At 63.1% G+C, this 21,421-nt stretch carries 19 protein-coding genes and 2 tRNA genes; 12 read left to right on the top strand and 9 right to left on the bottom strand.

Translation table 11 applies throughout. The features are described 5' to 3' along the window. Positions 1-16: 16 nt before the first annotated feature. Positions 17-101: transfer RNA gene (locus tag V9F06_07865), tRNA-Leu, on the bottom strand. 169 nt (positions 102-270) lie between these two features. Here V9F06_07865 and mdh point away from each other — a divergent pair. Both mdh and glp read left to right on the top strand, forming a co-directional pair. Next, positions 271-1,206 carry a malate dehydrogenase gene (gene mdh / locus V9F06_07860; protein MEI2617533.1) on the top strand — a complete coding sequence of 312 codons (936 nt, stop codon included), beginning with the start codon at positions 271-273 and terminating at the stop codon, positions 1,204-1,206. Positions 1,207-1,232: 26 nt separating this feature from the next. Next, the gene (gene glp, locus V9F06_07855; GenBank protein ID MEI2617532.1) at positions 1,233-2,477 is read left to right on the top strand and encodes a gephyrin-like molybdotransferase Glp; all 1,245 of its coding nucleotides are present in this window, start codon (positions 1,233-1,235) and stop codon (positions 2,475-2,477) included. Between the two features lie 74 nt (positions 2,478-2,551). Here the strand turns inward: glp and V9F06_07850 are convergent, their stop codons facing one another. The 4 genes from V9F06_07850 to V9F06_07835 form a co-directional block, all read right to left on the bottom strand. Then, the gene (locus V9F06_07850; protein MEI2617531.1) at positions 2,552-3,433 is read right to left on the bottom strand and encodes a fumarylacetoacetate hydrolase family protein; all 882 of its coding nucleotides are present in this window, start codon (positions 3,431-3,433) and stop codon (positions 2,552-2,554) included. A gap of 12 nt (positions 3,434-3,445) precedes the next feature. After that, positions 3,446-5,134: an amidohydrolase gene (locus V9F06_07845; GenBank protein ID MEI2617530.1), complete on the bottom strand. Its 1,689-nt coding sequence runs from the start codon at positions 5,132-5,134 to the stop codon at positions 3,446-3,448. A gap of 67 nt (positions 5,135-5,201) precedes the next feature. Then, positions 5,202-6,920 (bottom strand): CocE/NonD family hydrolase, encoded by a 1,719-nt coding sequence (locus V9F06_07840; protein MEI2617529.1) that lies wholly within the window; start codon positions 6,918-6,920, stop codon positions 5,202-5,204. 105 nt (positions 6,921-7,025) lie between these two features. Then, on the bottom strand, positions 7,026-7,385 hold the full coding sequence (locus V9F06_07835; protein MEI2617528.1) for a hypothetical protein: 360 nt from the start codon (positions 7,383-7,385) through the stop codon (positions 7,026-7,028). Positions 7,386-7,486: 101 nt separating this feature from the next. Between V9F06_07835 and V9F06_07830 the strand changes: the two genes are divergently transcribed. Further along, a complete protein-coding gene (locus tag V9F06_07830) occupies positions 7,487-8,359 on the top strand; it encodes an LLM class F420-dependent oxidoreductase (GenBank protein MEI2617527.1) in 873 nt (290 codons plus the stop codon). 24 nt (positions 8,360-8,383) lie between these two features. Here the strand turns inward: V9F06_07830 and hemH are convergent, their stop codons facing one another. Together hemH and hemE are read right to left on the bottom strand one after the other, a co-directional pair. After that, positions 8,384-9,328 (bottom strand): ferrochelatase, encoded by a 945-nt coding sequence (gene hemH, locus V9F06_07825; protein ID MEI2617526.1) that lies wholly within the window; start codon positions 9,326-9,328, stop codon positions 8,384-8,386. A 46-nt stretch (positions 9,329-9,374) separates the two neighbouring features. Continuing rightward, positions 9,375-10,412: a uroporphyrinogen decarboxylase gene (gene hemE, locus V9F06_07820; protein ID MEI2617525.1), complete on the bottom strand. Its 1,038-nt coding sequence runs from the start codon at positions 10,410-10,412 to the stop codon at positions 9,375-9,377. Positions 10,413-10,602: 190 nt separating this feature from the next. On the opposite strand from hemE, the gene V9F06_07815 reads away from it, so the two are divergent. Then, positions 10,603-10,675 (top strand) — tRNA-Lys (locus tag V9F06_07815). A 44-nt stretch (positions 10,676-10,719) separates the two neighbouring features. Here V9F06_07815 and ytxJ read toward each other — a convergent pair. Next, positions 10,720-11,064: a bacillithiol system redox-active protein YtxJ gene (gene ytxJ, locus V9F06_07810; GenBank protein ID MEI2617524.1), complete on the bottom strand. Its 345-nt coding sequence runs from the start codon at positions 11,062-11,064 to the stop codon at positions 10,720-10,722. A gap of 165 nt (positions 11,065-11,229) precedes the next feature. Between ytxJ and V9F06_07805 the strand changes: the two genes are divergently transcribed. The 3 genes from V9F06_07805 to V9F06_07795 are packed head-to-tail and all read left to right on the top strand — an operon-like array spanning position 11,230 to position 13,650. Beyond that, entirely contained in the window at positions 11,230-11,460 is a 231-nt protein-coding gene (locus tag V9F06_07805; protein MEI2617523.1) for a hypothetical protein, read from the top strand. Continuing rightward, positions 11,453-12,736: a mandelate racemase/muconate lactonizing enzyme family protein gene (locus tag V9F06_07800; protein MEI2617522.1), complete on the top strand. Its 1,284-nt coding sequence runs from the start codon at positions 11,453-11,455 to the stop codon at positions 12,734-12,736. Before V9F06_07805 ends, V9F06_07800 begins: the two co-directional genes overlap by 8 nt. Then, positions 12,733-13,650 carry a dihydrodipicolinate synthase family protein gene (locus V9F06_07795; GenBank protein ID MEI2617521.1) on the top strand — a complete coding sequence of 306 codons (918 nt, stop codon included), beginning with the start codon at positions 12,733-12,735 and terminating at the stop codon, positions 13,648-13,650. Before V9F06_07800 ends, V9F06_07795 begins: the two co-directional genes overlap by 4 nt. Here V9F06_07795 and V9F06_07790 read toward each other — a convergent pair. After that, positions 13,641-13,910 (bottom strand): hypothetical protein, encoded by a 270-nt coding sequence (locus V9F06_07790; protein MEI2617520.1) that lies wholly within the window; start codon positions 13,908-13,910, stop codon positions 13,641-13,643. The two genes, V9F06_07795 and V9F06_07790, sit on opposite strands and share 10 nt — an antisense overlap. A 110-nt stretch (positions 13,911-14,020) precedes the next feature. Between V9F06_07790 and pyk the strand changes: the two genes are divergently transcribed. From pyk to cphA, 5 genes are all read left to right on the top strand, one after another. Then, a complete protein-coding gene (gene pyk, locus V9F06_07785; GenBank protein MEI2617519.1) occupies positions 14,021-15,514 on the top strand; it encodes a pyruvate kinase in 1,494 nt (497 codons plus the stop codon). Between the two features lie 88 nt (positions 15,515-15,602). Then, on the top strand, positions 15,603-17,255 hold the full coding sequence (locus V9F06_07780; protein MEI2617518.1) for a Mur ligase family protein: 1,653 nt from the start codon (positions 15,603-15,605) through the stop codon (positions 17,253-17,255). Then, positions 17,255-17,785: a PaaI family thioesterase gene (locus V9F06_07775; protein ID MEI2617517.1), complete on the top strand. Its 531-nt coding sequence runs from the start codon at positions 17,255-17,257 to the stop codon at positions 17,783-17,785. Before V9F06_07780 ends, V9F06_07775 begins: the two co-directional genes overlap by 1 nt. 63 nt (positions 17,786-17,848) lie before the next feature. After that, positions 17,849-18,655 (top strand): cyanophycinase, encoded by an 807-nt coding sequence (locus V9F06_07770; GenBank protein ID MEI2617516.1) that lies wholly within the window; start codon positions 17,849-17,851, stop codon positions 18,653-18,655. 86 nt (positions 18,656-18,741) lie between these two features. Next, positions 18,742-21,399 (top strand): cyanophycin synthetase, encoded by a 2,658-nt coding sequence (gene cphA / locus V9F06_07765; GenBank protein MEI2617515.1) that lies wholly within the window; start codon positions 18,742-18,744, stop codon positions 21,397-21,399. Positions 21,400-21,421 lie beyond the last annotated feature (22 nt).

The raw sequence follows: 21,421 nt of genomic DNA, 5'->3' as shown, positions 1-21,421 counted from the left end.
CCTGATGATCTATCGGTGCCCAGGAAGGGATTTGAACCCCCACGCCCTTAACGGGCACTAGCCCCTCAAGCTAGCGCGTCTGCCTGTTCCGCCACCTGGGCAAGCTTGCTCTCCGAGTGCGAGCACGGGAGAGTATACCGTGACGCCGGGATACCGCACAAGCCATTCCGAACCGGCGCGGCGCCGATGCTATCATGCATGTGCGTGGCCTGTCCAACTGTCCAGGGCCACGCCCGTGCGACGAATCACCTGTGGAGGGATGTGGGCACTATGCGAGGACGCGGTAAGGTCACAGTTGTCGGCGCTGGCATGGTCGGCGGCGTCGTCGCCCAGGAGCTGGCCAAACGCGATTACGCGAACATCGTCGTCGTCGACATCGTCGAGGGCATGCCGCAGGGCAAGTCGCTAGACCTGATGCAGGCCGGCCCGGTGGTCGGGTACGACTCGACTGTCACCGGCGCGAACTCCTACGACGAGACGGCCGGCTCCGATGTTGTCGTTATCACTAGCGGCATCGCCCGCAAGCCCGGGATGAGCCGCGATGACCTCCTGCGGACGAATATGGGCATCGTTCGCAGCGTCACGGAACAGGTTGTAGCGGCATCTCCCGATACTGTCATCATCGTCGTCTCCAATCCCCTCGACGCGATGTGTCATGCGGCATTTGACGCGGCGGGCTTCCCGAAGGAGCGCGTGATCGGCATGGCTGGCGTGCTTGATTCGGCTCGCTATCGCACCTTCGTGGCGATGGAGCTCGGCGTCTCGGTTGAGGATGTGCAGGCTCTCGTCCTCGGCGGACATGGCGACACCATGGTTCCACTGCCGCGCTACACGACGGTCTCCGGTATTCCGATCACCGAGCTGCTGTCGGAGGAACGCATCACCGCCCTTTCCGCGCGGACGGCCAGTGGTGGCGCGGAGATCGTCTCCCTGCTCAAGACGGGTTCCGCGTTCTACGCGCCCGGTAACTCGGCAGCGGAGATGGTGGACGCCATCATGCTCGACAAGAAGCGCGTGCTCCCGTGTTCTGTCCTCCTGGAGGGCGAATACGGCGTCGATGGGCTGTACGTCGGTGTCCCGGTGAAGCTTGGCGCTTGCGGTGTCGAGCAGATCATCGAGTTGACGCTCAGCGAGGCCGAACAGGCTGCGTTGCAGAGCTCGGCCAACGCAGTCCGCGGGCTTGTCGAGGCGATGAAGAGCCTCTAGCGCGCGATTACGAGGTCTGGAGTCGCATGACCCGGGAGCGAACGCAGCGGAATCACGAGGCTGCGATTGGCGTCGACGAGGCGTTGGCGCGGATTCTCGCGTTCTTCTCGCCGCTTCCGGGTGATGACATCCCGCTGCTCGACGGGCTGGGCCGCGCGCTCGCCGCAGATGTCCGCGCACGGAACGCCGCGCCGCCTTTTCGCAATTCAGCGATGGACGGGTATGCGATTCGTTCGGGTGACACCGTCGCTCCACCGGTGACGCTGCGCGTCGTCGGTCGGATCGCTGCTGGCCAGTCGATCGATCCTCCGATGGCGGCAGGCGAGGCCATCCGCATCACCACCGGGGCGCCAACGCCCCGTGATGCGGACGCGGTTGTCCGCTTCGAGGATGTCCACGAGCATGGCGACTGGATCGATCTGTCGCGATCGGTCCGCGCCGGCGACAATATCCGGCTGGCCGGGGAGGATATCCCAGCAGGGGCGATCGTGGCCGGCGCGGGCGCCGAGGTGACGCCGGCAATGATCGGCAGCCTGGCCTCTGCTGGCATCTCCCATGTGATGGCGCGACGCCGGCCAAGCGTTGCGATCCTGTCCACCGGCAACGAGGTGGTTGAGGTGGGAGGGTCTCTCACGCCGGGCTCCATCTGGAACTCCAATGCTCCTATGCTGGCGGCGTTGGTCCGCCAGGCTGGTGGCACGGTCGTGCCGCTCGGCATTGCCCGGGACTCTGAAGCAGACATACGCGATCGATTACTGACGGAGGACATGCCTGATCTGTTTATCACCAGCGGTGGCGTGTCGGTTGGTGATTACGACCTGGTGAAGGATGTCCTCCGCGAGGAGGGGTCGATCGACATCTGGCAAGTGTCGATGAAGCCGGGAAGACCGCTGGCATTCGGCACTCTGGGCACGACGCCACTGCTCGGGTTGCCTGGAAATCCGGTCGCCGCATGGGTGTCGTTTCTGCAGTTCGGGTGGCCGGCCATCCGCCGGATGCTGGGCTTTGCATCGATCGGTCTGCCCGAGATGGACGCTCACCTCGCCGTTGCCCTCTCCGACCGGGCGGGCCGACGGAGCTTCGTGCGTGGTATCGCGTCGGTGAGTGGGGGGTCGGTCACCGTCCATCCCACTGACGGGCAGGGGGCGGCCATGCTCGGCGGGCTGGCTCAGGCAAGCTGCCTGATCGTCATCCCTGAGGCGTATTCCACACTGGAGGCCGGGGATATCGTTCGGATCCAGATTCTTCCCGGATCGACGATAGGAGCGTAGGTCAGACAGCCTGATCCCCCAGACGTTGCCTCCCGTGGAGATCAACCGTCCGCTCGCCCCATCGGCGCGGATGGCTACTTCGCGCGTCGCCGAGGGGCAAGGCGTCGAACATGGTTCGATAGCGTTCCGATCCCGTCGATGCGGATGTGGACGGTGTCGCTTGCTTCCAGCGTGAATTCGGCCGGCGGCACGAGGCCGGTGCCGGTCATCAGCACGACGCCGACCGGAAACTCCAGCGAAACGAGCAGGCAGTCAATCAGGTCTTCCAGCGATCGGCGCAAGCTCGCGGTAGACGTCTCTCCGCGCCAGACGACCGCGTCGCCGCGCTCGATCCACATTGCGATCGACAGGCTGCGTGGGTCGGGGATCTCGTCGGCGAGCATGATCAAGGGACCCAGCGCGCAGGATGCCGTGAATATCTTCGCCTGCGGGAGATACAGCGGATTCTCTCCCTCGATCGAGCGAGAAGAGACATCATTGCCAATCGTGTAACCAGCGATATCGCCGTGTCCATCGATCACGAGCGCGAGCTCGGGCTCGGGGACATTCCAGCTGGAGTCATGCCGAATAGCGATTGGCTCATACGGGCCGACACACCGATAGGGTGGGGCCTTAAAGAAGATCTCCGGACGCGCGGCATCGTAGACGCGGTCGTAGATATCGTCGGTTTGCGATTCTTCCATCCGGGCGTCGCGCGAACGCTCGTAGGTGACGCCGGCCGCCCACACCTCCTGCTCGTCGATGGGCGGAAGCAGCCACGCATCATCGAACGCGATGTGCGCTCCAGATGTTGTGACCTCCTCGTGAATCTGCTCGGCACGCTGGCCGGCCGGCATCTCGAGAAGGTCGGCGAGCGACGAATCCATTGGCACGATGCGATTCGCCGCGATGTCGACCCAGCCAAGTACATGGAAGTCGTGAGCCGCCTCCCGAGGGCGGAAATAGCAGAGCGGCACTCGGCGCCTCCCTTACTGTCCCTGGCCGGCTATCGTGCCAGACAGCTTGTCCACTACAACCCGGCCGCCGATCAACGTTAGCGCCGCGCGAGTACCGGCGAGATCGTCTTCCGGCGCAGTGAGGATGTCGCGGTCGAGCACGGCAATATCTGCGAGCTTGCCCGGGGAGAGCGATCCCTTGATGTCATCTTCGAACGTCACCCGCGCCGCGTCGAGTGTGTAGAGTCGTAGCGCCTCCTCGCGGGAGATGCGCTCGTCCGCACCCAATGTGCGTCCGTATACCGTCTTGCGCGTAACCGCGCTGTAGAAGCCGACGAATGGATTGAACGTGGTCACCGGCGCGTCCGAGCTGAGGGCGAGCGGAACGCCCGCATCGAGGTAGCTTCGCAGCGGCATGATCCCCGATGCCCGATCCTCCCCCAGGCTGGTGACGAAGCTCTCGCCGAGGTTTGTGAGGAACGGGATCGTCGCCAGCGCCGGGATACGATATTCCCGCATCAGCTCGAGAGCGGTCGGCGTTGGCAGGTATGCATGGTGTAGCCGGTGGCGAATGCGCGCGTCGGGCCGGCGCTCGTATGCGGCGGCATACGCTTTCGCAACGAGCTCGATCATCCGATCACCACAGGCATGGCAGTCGATCGACCATCCACGGTCGTGGCACCAGTCGACGTGGTTGAACAGATCTCGTTCGGAGAAGACGAACTGCCCGCAGTTGTTCGGCTCATTCAGGTAGGGTTGGAACATCAGTGCCGTTCGATCGCCGACGCCGCCGTCGGGCATGAACTTGACGACATCGAACTTCAGCAAGGGATCGCCGTAACCGGACGCGACGCCAGTCGAGTCGACCCTCGTCTCGATTGTCGCTTCCTGGTCTGCCGTTCCGAACCCCCAACCCGCGATGCACATCCCGACGCGGACGGTCAGGTCACCGGCGGACAGCACGTTGTAGTAGGCATGGATCTCGTCGGAGAAAAGACCGGGATCACAGATGGATGTCATGCCGTGAGCGTTGAACTCCCGACAAGCAGTCCGGATAGCATGCTCGACGTCGCTGGTCGTCGGGACCGGCACGGCGCGCTTGATCAACTCCTTCGCGCGGTCACGGAATATACCGGTTGGATCGCCTCGCTCGTCTCGCTCGATCCGACCCGCGTATAGCGCGTCAGCCGGAGGGTCCGGTGTGTGCCGCCCGACGTCGGCCGCTTGAAGTGCGGCGCTATTGGCGAGGAGCATATTCCAGACGCGATCGAGGACGACCGGGTTGTTCGGCGCGACCTCGTCCAGGTCGTGGCGATTCGGGAAGCGCTTGTCGGCCAGCAGACTCTCGTCCCAACCGCGTCCGAGGATCCACGCGCCCGGCGGTGAGGTCCGCACCCGGTCGGCTACGAGCTCCTTGATTTCGTCGATCGACCGGGCAGCGTAGAGCTGAACTTCGTTCAGCACAGTGCCCATCGAGATCATATGGTTATGGGTGTCGATGATTCCGGGGATTGTCAGCCGGCCGCCGAGCGCGAACCGTTGCGTTCCCGGGCCGGCCAGCTCCTCGATCGCGACATCGCCGCCGACAGCGAGGATGTGGCCATCCTTGACCGCCAGCGCCGTTGCCTCCGGCAGGTCCGGATCCATCGTTACTACGCGTCCACCGGTGAGGATCAGATCCGGCGCAAGATCGCGCACGAGAATATCAGTCACAGTTGGCATACCTTCCGTTATCCTCTCGCCGCCTCACACGCCGGATCATCGCACACGCTGGCTGGCCGAGCGCCGATTACGCCTCGACGACGGGTAGCACGATACGCGACGGCGCCCAGGGGGAGTGATGGATCGTCTGCATGGCGTTCACCAGCTCGGTTGCGGTCGCAATCGATTCGCCGGTGTTCGGGTTGCGGTCGAAACGCGGGAAATTGCTGCTCGAAATCTCGACGCGGATTCGGTGACCGGCGCGGAACATGTTGCTTGTTCCGATGAGATCGATCTCGTACTCCACCACCTCATTTGGCGTGATAGGCATCGGCTCACGCATCGATTGTCGGTAGCGTGCCCGGATGATCCCGTCATTGAGATTCTGTGCCAGACCGCACGGGTGGACGTCTACCAGCTTGGCGGTGAAGTCGGTGTCGGGCGCTGTCGACGCGGCGAACAGCACAACCTTCAGCGGCCCCGTCACCTCGATGTCGTGCTCGAGTGGAGGGGTTGTGTACACGAGCACGTCCTCACGCTGTTCGACCGCGCGCTGATCGAACGCGCCGCCAAGGGTGAAGACGTTGTTGCAGCACAGCGGCCCACCGACGCTTGGCACAGGGTTGCGTGGGTTGTAGACGAAACTGTCCTGCGGCTCCTCGCTTGGCGCGTCGCGTGACAGCACGCCGTCGCCGCTGGCGCTGTTGGCGCGCCCGCCGGAATGGAAAAACCAGTCCTGGAAGTCGGTTCCGGGCAATGGCCAGGAATCGGCTGTCCGCCAGCGTCCTGCGCCCATCACGAACAAGCGGGCCGGAGGCTCGCCCTCGACGCCATTGTCCTCGTCGCGCAACCAACGGTCATACCACCGCAGGTGCATCCCGCCCTCGTCGACATAACCACCAGTCGATCGGATGCCAAAGGTCATGCGGCCGATCGGGTTGCCGCTGCGCAGGCCTTCGTGATGCCACGGGCCGACCATCAGCTGGTGGCGCGAAGGATCAGCGGAGGCCGCCCGCAGCCCACTGAAATTCTCCAGCGTGCCAGCGAGGAAGATGTCGTACCAACCACCCAGATTCAGTGCCGCGACAGACAGGTCATGGTAGGCAGGCCTGACGTCGAGCGTCTCCCAGAGGTCATCGTAGGAAGGATGATCGAGCCATTGATCGTAGTAGCGGGCGTGCCGCTGGAGAATCTCGCGGCCGCGTAGTGGCAGCGTCTCGAAGGCGGCTGTCTGGCTATCGGTAATGTCGAGCAGCTCCTGCATATCGGGCGCGGACATGTCGCCGCCATGGGCCTTCAGCGCGGTGTCGTGCGAGAGGCCGGCGGCCGTCCACGAGAGATTGAAGCCGAGCTCGAATGCGCCTCCCTGGTAGACCCAGCCGTGATGAAGGTTGGAGGCAGTGACGTTTGGCACGATTGCCTTCAGCGCTGGATGGCGGCTCAGCGCCGCCTGCCATTGGGTTACCCCGACGTACGATCCCCCGTACATCCCGATCTTTCCGTTGCACCATGGCTGGGCGACGAGCCATTCGATTGTGTCGAATCCGTCGTCGCGCTCATATACGAACGGGATGAACTCGCCGCCCGACATATACCGGCCACGGGTATCCTGGACCATCACCGCATATCCGGCGCTCGCGACGCGGATCAACAGTGGGCTCGGGCCATGACTTCCCTTGTCGTACGGGGTTCGAACGAGAACCGTCGGGAATGGACCGACGCCGGCCGGGCGATAGACATCCGCCGAGAGGATCACGCCATCGCGCATCGGCACGGAGACGTGACGGTCGACCGTCAACGTGAGCATCGTCGTCACCACCTTCACTTCTCGCTGGATTGTCGAACGGGCGTATCCTAGCATGCCTCCCGGGATCTGGAAGCAAGGGGCGACAACCAATCACTGGCCGGTCGTCTAGCTCTCGTCGAGCTCCTGAAGTCGGTGGATCCCCGCAGTAAGCCGCTGGCGCTCGTCGGGCGACAGTTCGCAGGCAATTGCCCAGGCGGCGGCTGCGAGATCGCCTGACGCGAGTCTGGAGAACACACGCTCCCCGAGCGCCCGGATCTCGAGGAGGTGTTCGTAGTCGGCGGCTACTTCGGTCTCGATCCAGCTGACGAGCATGCCGGGTGGCATATCCCGAAACCCGGCCCGATAGAGCCGTTCGGTGATGACTCGATACTCCTCGGCGGCTGGCAGCCCACGGAGACGTGCCTCGATCAGCGCTCGACGAGCCACGCTCGCGGCGGGTTCGGGGAGCGAAATGTCCGCTGGCATGTTGCGCTGGATGCTCATGCGCCCCAGTATAACGAACGGCGCTCGGTTTCAATGATGAAACGGCAGTCGGGTCTACAAAGAAAATCAGCGACGGGGGTGAGATGAAGATCGGTGTTGTGTTTCCACAGACAGAGATCGGACCGGATGCGCCGGCAGTTCGCGCGTATGCACAGACCGTCGAAGGTTCGGGGTTCTCGCACGTGCTCGCATATGATCATGTGCTTGGCGCCGGGCTGGCGCATCGGCCAGGCTGGGGTGGTCCCTACAGTACCGAACACCAGTTCCATGAGGTCTTCGTGATGTTCGGCTATCTTGCGGCGATCACCACGTGCCTGGAGCTGGTGACTGGCGTGCTCATCCTGCCCCAGCGCCAGACGGCGCTTGTCGCCAAACAGGCTGCGGAGATCGACCGGTTGGCCGGCGGCAGGCTGCGGCTCGGCGTTGGTGTTGGCTGGAACGAAGTCGAGTACGAGGCGCTCGGGGAGTCGTTCCGCACACGCGGCAGGCGAATCGAAGAGCAGGTCGAGGTGCTTCGACGGCTCTGGACAGAGCCGGTCGTGGACTTCGCCGGCGCCGATCATCGGATTCCGGAGGCCGGGATCAATCCGCTTCCAGTTCAGCAACCGATCCCGATCTGGATGGGTGGCTACGTCGACGCAACAATGCGGCGGATTGGCCGGCTGGCTGATGGCTGGTTCCCTAGCGGGATGCCGGGCGATGAGCTGCGGCGGAACCAGGAGTTGATTGCTCGCACCGCTGAGATGGCCGGCCGCGATCCTGCGTCCATCGGCCTCGAAGGCCGCATCACGCTCCGACCCGCTGCCGAGGCGGAATGGCTGGAGCAGACGGAAGCATGGCGAACAGCCGGAGCGACCCACATGGCAATCAACACGATGGGGCAAGGCTCGACGCCGGACCAGCATATCGCCACAGTCGCGCGATACGCCGAGATCGTCGGGCTCGCCCCGTCGTGAGATCGCCGCCGCTCCAGGCCCGACTCAGTCGCCGACAGTCGGTTGCATCACTGCGCGCGAGACCGCATGTGTCACCGCTGCCACCAGACCGGGATCGTCGTTGAGCATGTTGATCCGCTCAAGTCGAATACCCAACTCGTTCGCCTGGTGCTTGTGCTCGATATCGATGTCGTACAACACCTCGACATGGTCACAGACGAAGCCGATCGGGACGAACAGCACGCTGTCGAAGCCTTGCGCGGCCAATTCCTCGAGCGTGTCCTCGACCGTCGGGCCAAGCCATGGCTCGGCTGTGGCGCCCTGGCTCTGGAATGCCCAGCGCCAGTTGCGTGGCTGAAGCCGCTCGACGACAAGGGCGACTGAAGCCTGTAGCTCCTCCCGATAGGGGTCGCCCGATTCCAGGATCCGTGCTGGCAGCGAATGTGCCGTGAAAAGAAGCGGCACGTCAGCGCGTTTTTCTGGCGCGAAGCGATCCAGCGCGTCGTCGATCCGTCTTGCAACGGCTTCGATGAAGGCCGGCTCGTCTTTCCACGACTCGATCGGGATGACCGGGATTGTCGAGCCCTGCTCTACGAGTGCCTTGTTCAGCTTCCCGAGGTACGCTCCAACGCTCATCCGGCTGAAGTGCGGGGCCATGACGATTGCCGCGATCGCCTCGACACCATCCGCGAGCATCTGCGGCACGACCTCGCCGATATACGGGTGCCAGTGACGCATGCCGACGTAAGTTCGGTAGGCGATACCCTCCGGCGCCGCGTCATTCAGCGCGCGCTCGACGCCGGTCGCCTGCGCCCTGGTCAGCTCAAGAATCGGTGATCTCCCGCCGATCTGCCTGTAGCGACTGGTGATTTCTTCGAGCAGCTCCGGAGACGTCGGGCGATTGTTGCGAATATCAGCCAGATACGGCTCGATCTCGGCGAGGTTGTTCGGCCCGCCATACGCCATCATCAGTACGCCAATTGTTCTCACCTGGGGCTCCTCCCTCACGGATTCTCGTGTGACTAGCGGTTTCGTCTTACTCGTGAGCCGTCATCTCGTGCACCATCTCGACGACTGCGTGGACAGACTCCGTTGGCGTTTCGGGCAGAATACCGTGCCCAACGTTGAATATGTGGCCCGGTCGGCCGCCGGCGCGATCCAGCACCGCGGCGACCTGACTGCGCAACTCATCCGCGGGAGCGAAGAGAAGCAGCGGATCGAGGTTGCCTTGAATCGCCTGGTCGTGCCCAATCTGGCGCCAGGCATCGTCGAGGCCGATTCGCCAATCTGCGCCGACGACATCGCTTCCCGCGCTCGCAATGGCATCGAGCATGCCGGCTGTGTTGGTCCCAAACAGGATTATCGGCGCGCCGGCCGACCGTACTGAGTCGACAATCGACTTCGTGGCTGGCAGGACGAAGCGACGATAGTCATCCGGAGAGAGCGCGCCGGCCCAGGAGTCGAAGATCTGGACGCACTGCGCGCCGGCGGCTACCTGGGCCAGAAGGTATGCGGATGTCATCCGGGTGATCTTCTCCATTAACGTGAACCACGTATCCGGATCCCGATACATCAGCGATTTGGTGATCTGGTAGTTGCGAGAGGAGCCGCCTTCGATCGCGTAACTTGCGAGTGTGAATGGTCCGCCGGCAAAGCCGATCAACGCGACCTTGCCATCAATCTCACGCCGGACGATCGACAACGCGTCGAGCGTCGATTTCAGGTCGGCTACCGGGTCGATATCGCGAAGCGCGTCGATATCGGCGCGCGATCGCAGCGGATTGTGAAGCACAGGCCCTTCGCCGGCCGCAAACTCCAGATTCATCCCCATCGGCACGAGCGGCAGCAGGATGTCGGCGAAGATAATCGCCGCATCGACATCGAACGCATTGATTGGCTGAAGCGTCACTTCGGCGGCTAACTCGGGCTGGGCGCAGATGTCCAGGAGTGTGTGCCGGGCGCGGATCGCGCGGTACTCGGGCATATAGCGTCCTGCCTGACGCATGAACCATACTGGCGTGCAATCCACCGGTTGACGGTGGCAGGCAGCTAAAAATCGATCGACTCGCTCCACGACACCATCCCATCACCCATCCTCGCCTGGCTCATGCAGTGGCCGGGCGAATCGCGGCATGCCAACGGCGATTGTACCAACCGTAACCGTAACCACCCTCTGCGCGATTTCGCGGCCGGGATTGCGCGGTCTGGCGACGTCTGCTACGATTCCCGACGTCGCAGGACGGCGTATAGCCGCCCCGACGGATGGGCCGCTAGCTCAACTGGCAGAGCAACTGACTCTTAATCAGTGGGTTGTAGGTTCGAGTCCTACGCGGCTCACAACGAAAGCGCTGGCCACTTGGCCGGCGCTTTTGCGTTGCTGGTCATTCTGGCGGCTGGCTGGCCAGGTTCACTGCCTGCTCAACAGCTGCGACCGAGATCGCAAAGTGCGACGCGCTCCAGACCCCGCGCCGATCCGAGAGGACAAGCACCTGCGGAGATTCGTGCCGCAAACCCGTGCGGCGCGCGACTGCGGCCGTGACCTCACGAGATCGGGAGACATCGACGATCGCAGCGTCATGCGATACCTGCGCCATTTCCCGGAACGCGCGGGCACTGATGGGGCACGAGGGGTCGTGGTTGAAGAGGATGATGACCCGCGACGCTGACTCGTCGAGCAGTCGGTCCAGGTCGGCAATCGATGCGATGTGATCGTAATGAGTCGGCAAGATATCCCTCTTGACGTTACCTCACGAACACCCCGCCACCCGGGGCGTGCTGAATCCCCAGCATGGCACGCGGGCTGCGTTCACTATCTTCTATCGCGATGCGGAAGGACTGCCGGGGGGCGTCGCGCAACCGTCTCTATGGTAGCACGAGGGGATCCACGTGAAATGAACGACGAGCAGACGCACGTTATCACGCGGAGGGATCTCCACGATCTGATGAACCGGGTTGCCGTGATCAAGGGTTACGCGCAGCTGCTCGAGAGGCAGATGATGGTGGCCCCCATCGACCACGATCGCGCGTCGCGCCGTGTCACGACGCTGCGCTCCGAGATCGAACGTCTCGAAAAGATTCTGGTCGATCTACCGGCTCGCTTCGTCGCGGAGCAGGATGGCTAGCCATCGCGGCCCACTCTGCCAGCTCGACAGTTACATCAGCCTGACGACCTGCGATGATGTGGGCGCGCGAAACACGCACGTGTCAGATCGGAAGGTGGTTGGCGACGTGACACGGATCACGCGGGCGACGACGTACCTCGTTGGGAATCCATGGAAGAACTGGCTCTTTCTTCGGCTCGACACCGATCAGCCGGGTCTTTACGGCCTGGGAGAGGGGACGCTCAACGCATTCGGTCGCACCGTTGAGACCGCGATCCACGAGCTTGCGCCACGCTATCAGGGGATGGATCCGTTTCAGGTCGAAACAATCGTCCAGCGGATGACTCGGGACCTTTACTCCGATGGTGGACAGATCCACGGCAATGCTGTCGCAGCGATCGAGGAAGCCTGCTGGGACATTATTGGTAAGGAAACAGGCCGGCCAGTCTACGATCTGATTGGCGGACGCTATCACGAATCGTTGCCCGTCTATGCCAACGGCTGGTACACCGGCCCGCGCACCCCTGAGGCGTTCGCGGAGCGAGCCGCCGAAGTCGTCGCAAGGGGCTATCGCGCGCTGAAGTTCGATCCCTTCGGGGCGGCCTGGCGAGTGATGTCGCCGGCCGAGCGAACGCTCTCTCTGGAGATCGTAGCCGGTGTCCGAGAGGCGGTCGGGCCGAATATCCAGATCATGATCGAGGGCCACAGCCGTTTCAGCGTGGCAGAGGCTATCTGGGTTGGTGAGCGCCTGGTCGATTATGAGCCGGCCTGGTTCGAGGAACCCATCGCTCATCAGCATATCGGCGCCACCGCGGAAGTCGCGCGCCGAATTTCCGTTCCAGTGGCCACCGGCGAGAGCTTCACCAGCACCCAGCAGTTTGCCGAGCTCCTGTCGCACAATTCGGTTCACATACTCCAGCCAGATCCCGGCAACATGGGCGGCATCTGGCGAACGAGGCAGGTGTGCGCAATGGCGGACGCACACTACGCAGTCGTCGCACCACATCAGGCCCAGGGGCCGATCTGCACCGCCGTCTGTGTCCAGCTCGGCGCAGCAACGCCGAATCTGATGATTCAGGAGCTATTCGATGAGTTCAACTCCGGCTGGGAGCGCGAGATCGTGGAGCCTCCGGTGGTGGTGCGTGATGGCGCGATTGTTGTGCCGGATCGGCCCGGGCTCGGCATAGACCTGAACTGGAGCGAGGTCGAAAAGCATCCGTATCAGGCCCAGAACTTCCTGCCGTTGTTCGCGCCCGGCTGGGAACGACGCATAGGTGACGAGGGCGGTGACCGATGACAGGTGTGCGCGGGGTTGTTCCCGCGATCGTAACGCCGTTCGATTCGAACGGCGAGGTCGATCATGCGTCACTCAACAGGGTCGTTGGTGAACAACGGGCGGCCGGCGCCGATGGGCTTCTGGCTCTCGGGCTTGCCGGAGAGGGGATCTACCTCACGTTCGAGGAGCGGGCAGCGGTCCTCGCGACCGTGCTCGCCGCTGCGGGCGACCTGCCGGTTCTGGCGGGCTGCACGGCAGATACGACCGACGACGCCTGCCGGCTGGTCACGATGGCCAACCGTCTCGGGGCCGCCGAAGTCATGGTCGCGCCACCGCGTCGGCCAGACTGGACTCGCGATGACCTTCGCGCACACTTCGGCCGCGTCGCGGCAGCGACCGACGGGCAGGTGATGATTCAGGACGCTCCGTTTGCGATCGGCGTCGAGCTGGGTGTCGAGTTCGTGTTGGAGCTGGCCGAGGCGTTTCCCAACGTGCGGTCATACAAGGTCGAGGCGCTGCCCTACTGGTCCAACGCGACCCGTGCGCGGAAGGTCGCCGGTGGCCGGCTCCGCATCCTTGGCGGCCACGGCGGACTCTATCTGCTCGATGTTCTCGACTCGGGCGCGGACGGGCTGATCCCCGGCTGTGACCTGACGCGCGAGCTCGTTGACGCATGGGCTGCATACCAGGCTGGCGACCGGGCAGGGGCCGAACAGATCTATCTACGGATCCTGCCGTTCCTCGTCTACGAGGCACAGTCGCTCGGACTGCTCGTTGGCAGCGCGAAGACGATTCTTGCTCGACAAGGCGTCATCGCGACGACGACAAGCCGGCTTCCAGACGCGCAGCTTACCAACGAAACCGTACAGCGTTTACTGACAACGGCTTGCAACTGCGGCATTCTGAGCGAAGACAGCTCGGCGGATCAGGCCTGAGCGGGTGGTCGAGGCGCAAGGTGGATCCTGATTCCGCGTCGCACCAGTCGGTTGACCATCTTTACCCGCGTCTCGAGCTCGAGCTTGCCGAACGTCGGCAGGACCTGAATGCCGTGCCATTCGCTCTTCCCGACGATCCACTCACGAAATTGCTTGTCGCTCATCTCGGCGGCAGTGAGATTCTCGGTACCTTCGGCCTCGTCGCTCGGCACGACGACGTAGAGATACTGCAGATCCTCGACAGTGAATTCCTCGATCACGTTGGCTCTTTCCCGATCTGGCGCCAGTCGGCTGGACGTATCGCGTAGGCTAGTATAGCGGCGTCGTTGTCTGATGGCTTCGACGAGCTGGAACATGCGGAGAGAGTTGCATGGTATACACCGCCCGTGATGCGGCTGCTTCATCGATTCTTGCGGCTGGGTCCCCGTTTCGTCGTCAGGTAAAGATCGTCGCGACACTCGGTCCTTCGGTCAGCGAGGTGGACAACCTGGCAGCGATCATTGACACCGGTGTCGATGTCGCGCGGGTCAATTGCGCCCACGGCACGATCGAAGGACGGACGCGACAGATCGCGATGGTGCGCGAGATCGCAGAATCTCGTCGCAGGAATATCCCGATCCTCCTTGACCTTCCCGGGCTGAAAATCCGCACTGGCCCGCTGGAGGGTTCTGAACCAGCCATGCTGGCGCGTGGCACGAAAGTGCGCGTCTACTCCACGCCGGTGATCAGCACGCGAGAGCAACTCGGGGTCACCTACCCGGATCTGCTGAGTGTTGTGCAGCCGGAATCACGAATCCTCCTGGCCGACGGGTTAATCGAACTCGTGGTCGAGAGCATCGAAAATGACCATGTCGTCTGTGGCGTTGGCCGAGGAGGACCGCTGGCCGGCCGCCAGGGTGTGACACTGCCAAACGTCCGGCTACAGAACGCCAGCCTCACCGAGCAGGACAAGATCGACATCCGTTTCGCTGCCAGACAGCGCGTGGAATATCTTGGCCTGTCGTTCATCAGCAGCGCCGACGACATCATCGTCGCCCGCGAATATGCGCGAACACTCGGCATTACTCCCGGAATCGTCGCCAAGATCGAGCGGCCTGCGGCCATCGATGATATGGATGCGATCGTCCGAACTGCCGACGCGGTGATGGTCGCGCGCGGCGATATGGGCGTTCAGCTGCCGCTTGAGCGTGTGCCGATCGTCCAGAAGGAGATCATTGCCGCGTGTAACCGAGCGGGGACGCCGGTGATCACCGCGACCCAGATGCTCGAATCGATGATCATGCAGCCGGTTCCAACTCGGGCGGAGACGAGCGATGTCGCAAACGCTGTCCTCGACGGCACTGACGCCGTCATGTTGAGCGCCGAGACGGCAACTGGCCGGCATCCGGTTGCCGCGGTTGAGATGATGAGCCGGATTATCCACGAGGTCGAGCGACATGGGCCGATTCGTTCCCCGGCTGTCAGCCGAACGCTCCCGGCTACCGACCCGGAACAGATTATTACCGATGCGCTTGGGCGCGCCGCTCGCGAGATGACCGACGCTGCGCCGATCGACTGTATTGTCGTGTTTACGTTGTCCGGCGCAAGCGCTCGCCTGGTGGCGAAGTTCCGGCCCGGCGTGCCAGTGATCGCGATGACAACCGATCCGTACGTCGCTCGCAAGCTGTCGCTTGTCTGGGGAATTCGCGCGCTCGTCTTCTCGATGACCGACGATATCGACGAGCTGTTCGCGACCGCTTCCCGGCAGACCATTGAAGCCGGATATGCGAACGTCGGCGATGAAGCCCTGTTTGTTGGCAGCATCCCGATCTATCGTGTGAGCGGCAGAACGAACCTGCTCCACGTTCGCACGCTTACTGACTGACGCCACGGACCAATACCTGCCATACTCTCATTGGGAGTATCATCACTCCTACCCTGTGTCCGTTCGCGCAACCAAAGGCGGTGTCGTCGTGGAACTTGTGGAGATCCGCGACCTGGATGGCCCGAACATGTTTCTCCTTTGTCCGGCGATCAAGCTCGAGTTGGTGCTGGATGCCGATGAGCCAGTTCCAGAGGATTCGTCACGCCGGCTGTCGGAGGTGCTCGGCATGACGTTGCCGGAAACGATCATCGATGCTCTGCCAGCGGTCGTCAGCGCGCTGCACGAGCGCGCGGGCCTCACGCCACCAGAAGCCGGCTGGCGAGCCCTGGACACTCCCGACCACCTTGCGCTGTTCTATCCGTGGGAATGGCGTGGCGTGGCTCGTTGGATAGCGGAGCTGGCGGTGGCCGCAATCGATGGCGAGTTGAACTCAGACGATGTCGATGCGTTGCCTGACATTCTGGCCAACGACCAACGATGCGACGACCGGCCCGAGTATGTTCGCGACGAGGACCGCCGGATTCCAGCGGTCGGGGTCACTGGCACAAACGGCAAGACGACGACGACTCGCCTCCTGTCGCACATCGTTCGCGCGAGGGGCCAGCACGTCGGTTGGTGCAGTACGTCCGGCGTCTATATCGATGGCGAGCTCGTTCTTGATGGCGACTACACCGGGCCTGCCGGCGCTCGCCGCGTGCTTGCGGACCCGCTCGTCGAAGTTGCGGTGCTCGAGACGGCCCGTGGCGGAATCTTGCTGCGCGGGCTGGGGTACGAGTCGAACGACGTTAGCGTGATGTTGAACGTGTCGGCCGACCATCTCGATATGCACGGTATTGCGACGATTGGGACTCTGGCGGAAGTCAAGAGCGTCGTGATTCAGGTTACGCGCCCGGAGGGAACCGTCGTTCTCAATGCTGACGATCCTCTTGTGCTGGCGCAGCGCGCGCGCGTGCGAGCGTCGATTGCGTTGACCAGCCAGGATGCCAACAACCCTGCGATCCAGGCGCATGTCGCCGATGGTGGTTGGGCGGTCGTGCGCGACCTCGATGAGGTAGTTCTCCTGGAAGGCGAATCCCGTACCCTGCTCTTCAATCTCAGCGATGCGCCGATGACATACGCAGGTCGGGCGCGACATATGGTCGAGAACGTCCTCGCGGCGTCCGCGGCTGCGCTAAGCCTCGGCATCTCGCACGCGGATCTCGCCCGCGGGGTGGCGACGTTCACTCCTGATGTGCGACATAACGTTGGACGTCTCAACGTGTATGGCCTCGATGGCCGCCTTGTGGTCGTGGACTACGCCCATAATGAAAGCGGCCTGCAGTCGCTCATCGAGTTCTCCCGCTCGTTGATGTCGCCTGGCCACCGACTGCGGGTGATTGTTGGCACTGCCGGGGATCGACAGGATTCCGTCTTCGTGGCGCTCGGACATGTTGCGGCCGCTGGCGCAGACATGGTCTACCTGAAGGAGACGCCGAAGTATCTGCGTGGACGCCCGGCAGGCGAGGGTGTCGCAATCATGCGCGGTGTGATCGAGGCGGCCGGCGCTGGCGGCCGGCTGTACGATGTGGCGCTCGGCGAGTACGACGCACTACTCGCAGCCCTCGATGCGAGCGAACCGGGCGACGCCATTGCGATCATGTGTGTGGACGAGCAGCTTCGCATCTTCGGGATGCTCCGCGATCGCGGCGCCCGCCCGTGGGTCGAGTCGGCGGCGTCATCGAGCTCAGGGCAGGATGCCTGATGAGCGAACCCTGGGATGCCTCGGCGTCGCCGATCAATGAGGATACGATTGGCCACCATTGCTTCGGCTGCGGGGGCCTGAATCCGATCGGACTGCGCCTGCGGTTCCGGCCGCTCGAAGGCGGCGGGGTCTGGGCCGAGTTTACGCCGGCCCGCGAGCACGAGGGTTACCTCGGGATGGTTCACGGGGGAATCTCCGCAACGATTCTCGACGAGGCGATGAACTGGGCCGTGACGAACGAGGGCGATATTGCCGTTACCGCTCGGATGGCGGTGACGTATCGACGACCGCTTGCGGTTGGACGACGGGTGCGGGTAACAGCCCGCATCGACGAGCGACGTTCTCGCGCGATCGATACGCGCGCTGAAATACGACAGGTGGACACGGAGGAGCTGCTTGCTGAGGCAGAGGGCCGATTCATGCGTGTGTCGGCGGCGCAAGCCGAGGCGTGGCGTGATTCCTACGGTATGCAATACGATGATTCTCCGTTTGCGGACGCTGCGCGACGCACAGCATCCGCGAATCGTTGACCGGACGATGCATGCTTCCGTATAGTCCATCGCACGGAGCGGGATTCGGATCAGGGGCGTAGAGTGCAGTTGGGTCAAATCGATTTCGGGCCGTTACTCGCTATAGGCGGCGCTGAGGACAAGTTCGGGAATCGGAAGATACTGCGGCGGTTCGTCGAGCTGTCAGGCGGGGATGCCGCGCGTATTGCGATTATCCCGACGGCCTCAGCAATCGACGACGCCGGCCAGCGATACAAGGGCATCTTCCTCGAGCTCGGGGCGACGACGGCGGATGTCGTCTTCGTCGGAGACCGTGAGGATGCGAACCGCGGCGAGCTGGTCGACATTGTCGCGGAAAGCACCGGCATCTTCATTACCGGTGGGAATCAGATTCGCGTTGCCGCGATCCTGGGAGGCACCGAGATCGCGCGAACGATTGTTCGGAAGCATCGTGAGGGCGCGACCATCGGCGGAACGAGCGCCGGGGCATCGGTGATGAGCGCCATCATGGTTGCTGGCGGGCCCAGCGGCTCGACGCCTCGCCCGCACAACGCGACGATGTCGCCGGGCCTGGGCCTGATCGATTCAGTCATCATCGACCAGCACTTTCGTGAGCGTGACCGCGTCGGTCGACTGGTGACAATGGTGAGCTTCAACCCGGGACTGCTCGGGCTCGGCATCGACGAAGATACTGCCGCGCTCATCTGGCCGCAGGGAACCATGGAAGTCGTCGGTCGTGGGTCTGTCCTGATCGTGGACGGCTCGCATATGAAGAGCGACGTCTTCGCCAGCCACGGAAAGCATCCGCTGACTGTGGCAAATGTCCTGGTTCACTTTGTTGCCGAAGGCTGCCGATTTGATATGGGCGAGCGTAAGGTCCTGGTCGGCTAGGATCCACGCCCGCTTGCACCGTCCATGTCTGATAGCTGCTGGCCTCTCGGGCCCGCGGCACGTTCAGGGATTGTAGGGGGTTGGCGATGGCTGTCGAAATCCTGGATTCCCACGTCTACCGTGGCCCGAACATCTGGGCTCGCGTCCCCGTGATCGTCTTGAAGCTCGATATTGGCGAGCTCGAGGATCGGCCCTCGAACCTGATCGAAGGCTTCACGGACGACCTGATCGGGTTGATGCCGACACTCTACGATCACTATTGCTCGCTGGGGCGACCAGGCGGGTTCATCGAACGCCTGCGAGAGGGAACATGGATGGGCCACGTCGTCGAGCACGTGGCGCTCGAGCTCCAGTCGCTCGCCGGCTCCGAGGGCACGCGCGGACTGACGCGCTCGACCGACGCGCGTGGCGTCTACAATGTCATCTTTCAATACCAGCAGCCGGACCTTGGCCTGGCAGCCGGCCGACTCGCAACTCGTCTGGTTAACGCGCTCGTCTATCGCAATGACGCTGAGTTCAACTATCAGTCGGAGCTGGAAACGCTCATTCGGCTTGCCGAGCGGATCGCATATGGTCCGAGCACCAAGGCATTGGTCGATGAGGCCGAGCGCCGGGGAATTCCGGTGATCCGCCTCGATCCGCGTCGCTCGCTGGTCCAGCTCGGACACGGTGTTCACCAGAAGCGTATCTGGGCCACCGTTACCTCTGCTACGAGCGATATCGCCGTGGACATCGCCAGCAACAAGCGCCTGACGAACCAGCTCTTGCGGAGCGTCGGGATTCCTGTCCCACGATCGGCGACAGTCAGTACCGCCGAGGAAGCAGTCTCGGCAGCGCGGACGGTCCGCTATCCCGTCGTGCTCAAGCCACTCGATGGCAATCACGGGCGCGGCGTGCAGATCAACCTGAAGACCGACGACGAGGTGCGGGCAAGCTTTGCGGGAGCGTACGAAGCGAGCCGAAGCGGGACGGTGATCGTCGAGTCCTACATCGTTGGGCGTGACTATCGGATCCTGGTCGTCGGCGGCAAGATGATCGCCTGCGCCGAACGGGTTCCCGCGCACGTGATCGGCGATGGCTCGCGCACCGTTCGTGAGCTAATCGATGTGACCAATGCCGACCCACGACGTGGCATCGGACACGAGAAGGTTCTGACACGAATAAGCGTTGACGAATCAGTCATCACCCTGCTTGAAAAGGACGGGCTGACGTTGGATTCCGTGCCAGAAAAAGGCACGTTCGTCCAGCTTCGGCTCACGGGGAACATGTCGACCGGTGGCATCTCGATCGACCGGACTGATGATATTCATCCGGATAATGTGGAGATCGCCGAACAGGCGGCGCAGGTCATCGGCCTCGATGTCGCTGGCATCGACATGATCACGCTCGATATCAACAAGCCGGTCAAGGATCAGGGCGGGGCGATCTGCGAGGTCAATGCCGGCCCCGGATTCCGAATGCATACGCACCCGACCGAAGGCGTTCAGCGCGATGTCGCCAGACCGGTCCTGGAGCTGCTCTTCCCGCGCGGCGCGTCGTCGCGCGTGCCGATTGTGGCGGTGACCGGGACGAATGGGAAGACCACGACGAGCCGCATGATCGCGCACATTCTGCAGATGGCCGGCCGTCGCGTCGGGATGACAACGACCGACGGCATCTACATCGACGGCACCCAGATCTTGCGTGGCGACATGAGTGGCCCGCAGAGCGCGCAGATGGTGCTACAGAACCCGACCATCGATCACGCGGTCCTGGAGACCGCTCGTGGCGGGATCCTGAGATCCGGCCTCGGTTTCGACCGTTGCGATGTCGCAGTTGTTACGAACGTTGCCGGCGATCACCTTGGTCTTGGCGGAATCAACACCATCCGTGATCTCGCGCGAGTCAAGGCGGTCGTTCCCGGCGCCACGTTCCGCGACGGATTCGTCGTGCTCAACGCCGACGACAAGTGGTGCATCGAGATGGAGTCCAGATCACGCGGCGAGGTGATCTACGTGACGATGGACGAAAACAACGAGAAGGTGCGAGAGCATCTGCGGGCCCGCGGCAAGGCGGTAGTGCTGCGCCAGACTGCTAACGGCGAGGTGATCTATCTCATCGAGGGTAAGCGGGAGACCGCGGTGCTCGATGTTCGTTACATTCCGGCTACGTTCGAGGGCCGGGCGCGCGTGAATATCAAGAACGCCCTGTCGGCAACCGGCGCGGCCTTTGGGTCGAACCTGCCGCTGGAAGCGATTCGGACCGGGTTACGGTCGTTCTCGACCTCGTTCTACCAGGCTCCGGGTCGGCTCAACCTGATGGAGGTCGGCGGATTCCGGGTGATCGTCGACTACTGTCACAATCCCCATGGCATGGAGGAGCTCGCCGAGTTCATCCGGCGGATGATGCCGTCACGGACGATCGGCATGATCGCGGTTCCCGGGGACCGCCGCGACGAGGACGTGATTCGGTTCACCGAGGTGGCGGCGCCAGTGTTCGACGAGTTCATCATCCGCGAGGATTCAAATCCGCGTGGCCGGCAGCGCGGCGAGGTTCCAGAGCTGATCAAGGCTACGCTCGTCAAGAACGGGGTCAATGAAGATCGAGTGACCGTGATTCTGAACGAGCTCGACGCCGCGGCAGCAGCGATGGATCACGCTCGGCCGGACGATCTCGTCGTGTTGCTGGCCGACAAGCCCGCCGAAGTCTGGGAGCTGGCGGTGTCACGCGCATCTGGTTCCCAACCTGCCGGCGGACGCGCCTGATCAACCATAGTGTGAGATGAGA

It is taken from the genome of Thermomicrobiales bacterium (assembly GCA_037045155.1).
Taxonomy (GTDB): domain Bacteria; phylum Chloroflexota; class Chloroflexia; order Thermomicrobiales; family CFX8; genus JAMLIA01.
Note: the sequence above shows the minus strand (reverse complement) of the source record. Positions and strands in the feature narration are given on the sequence as shown.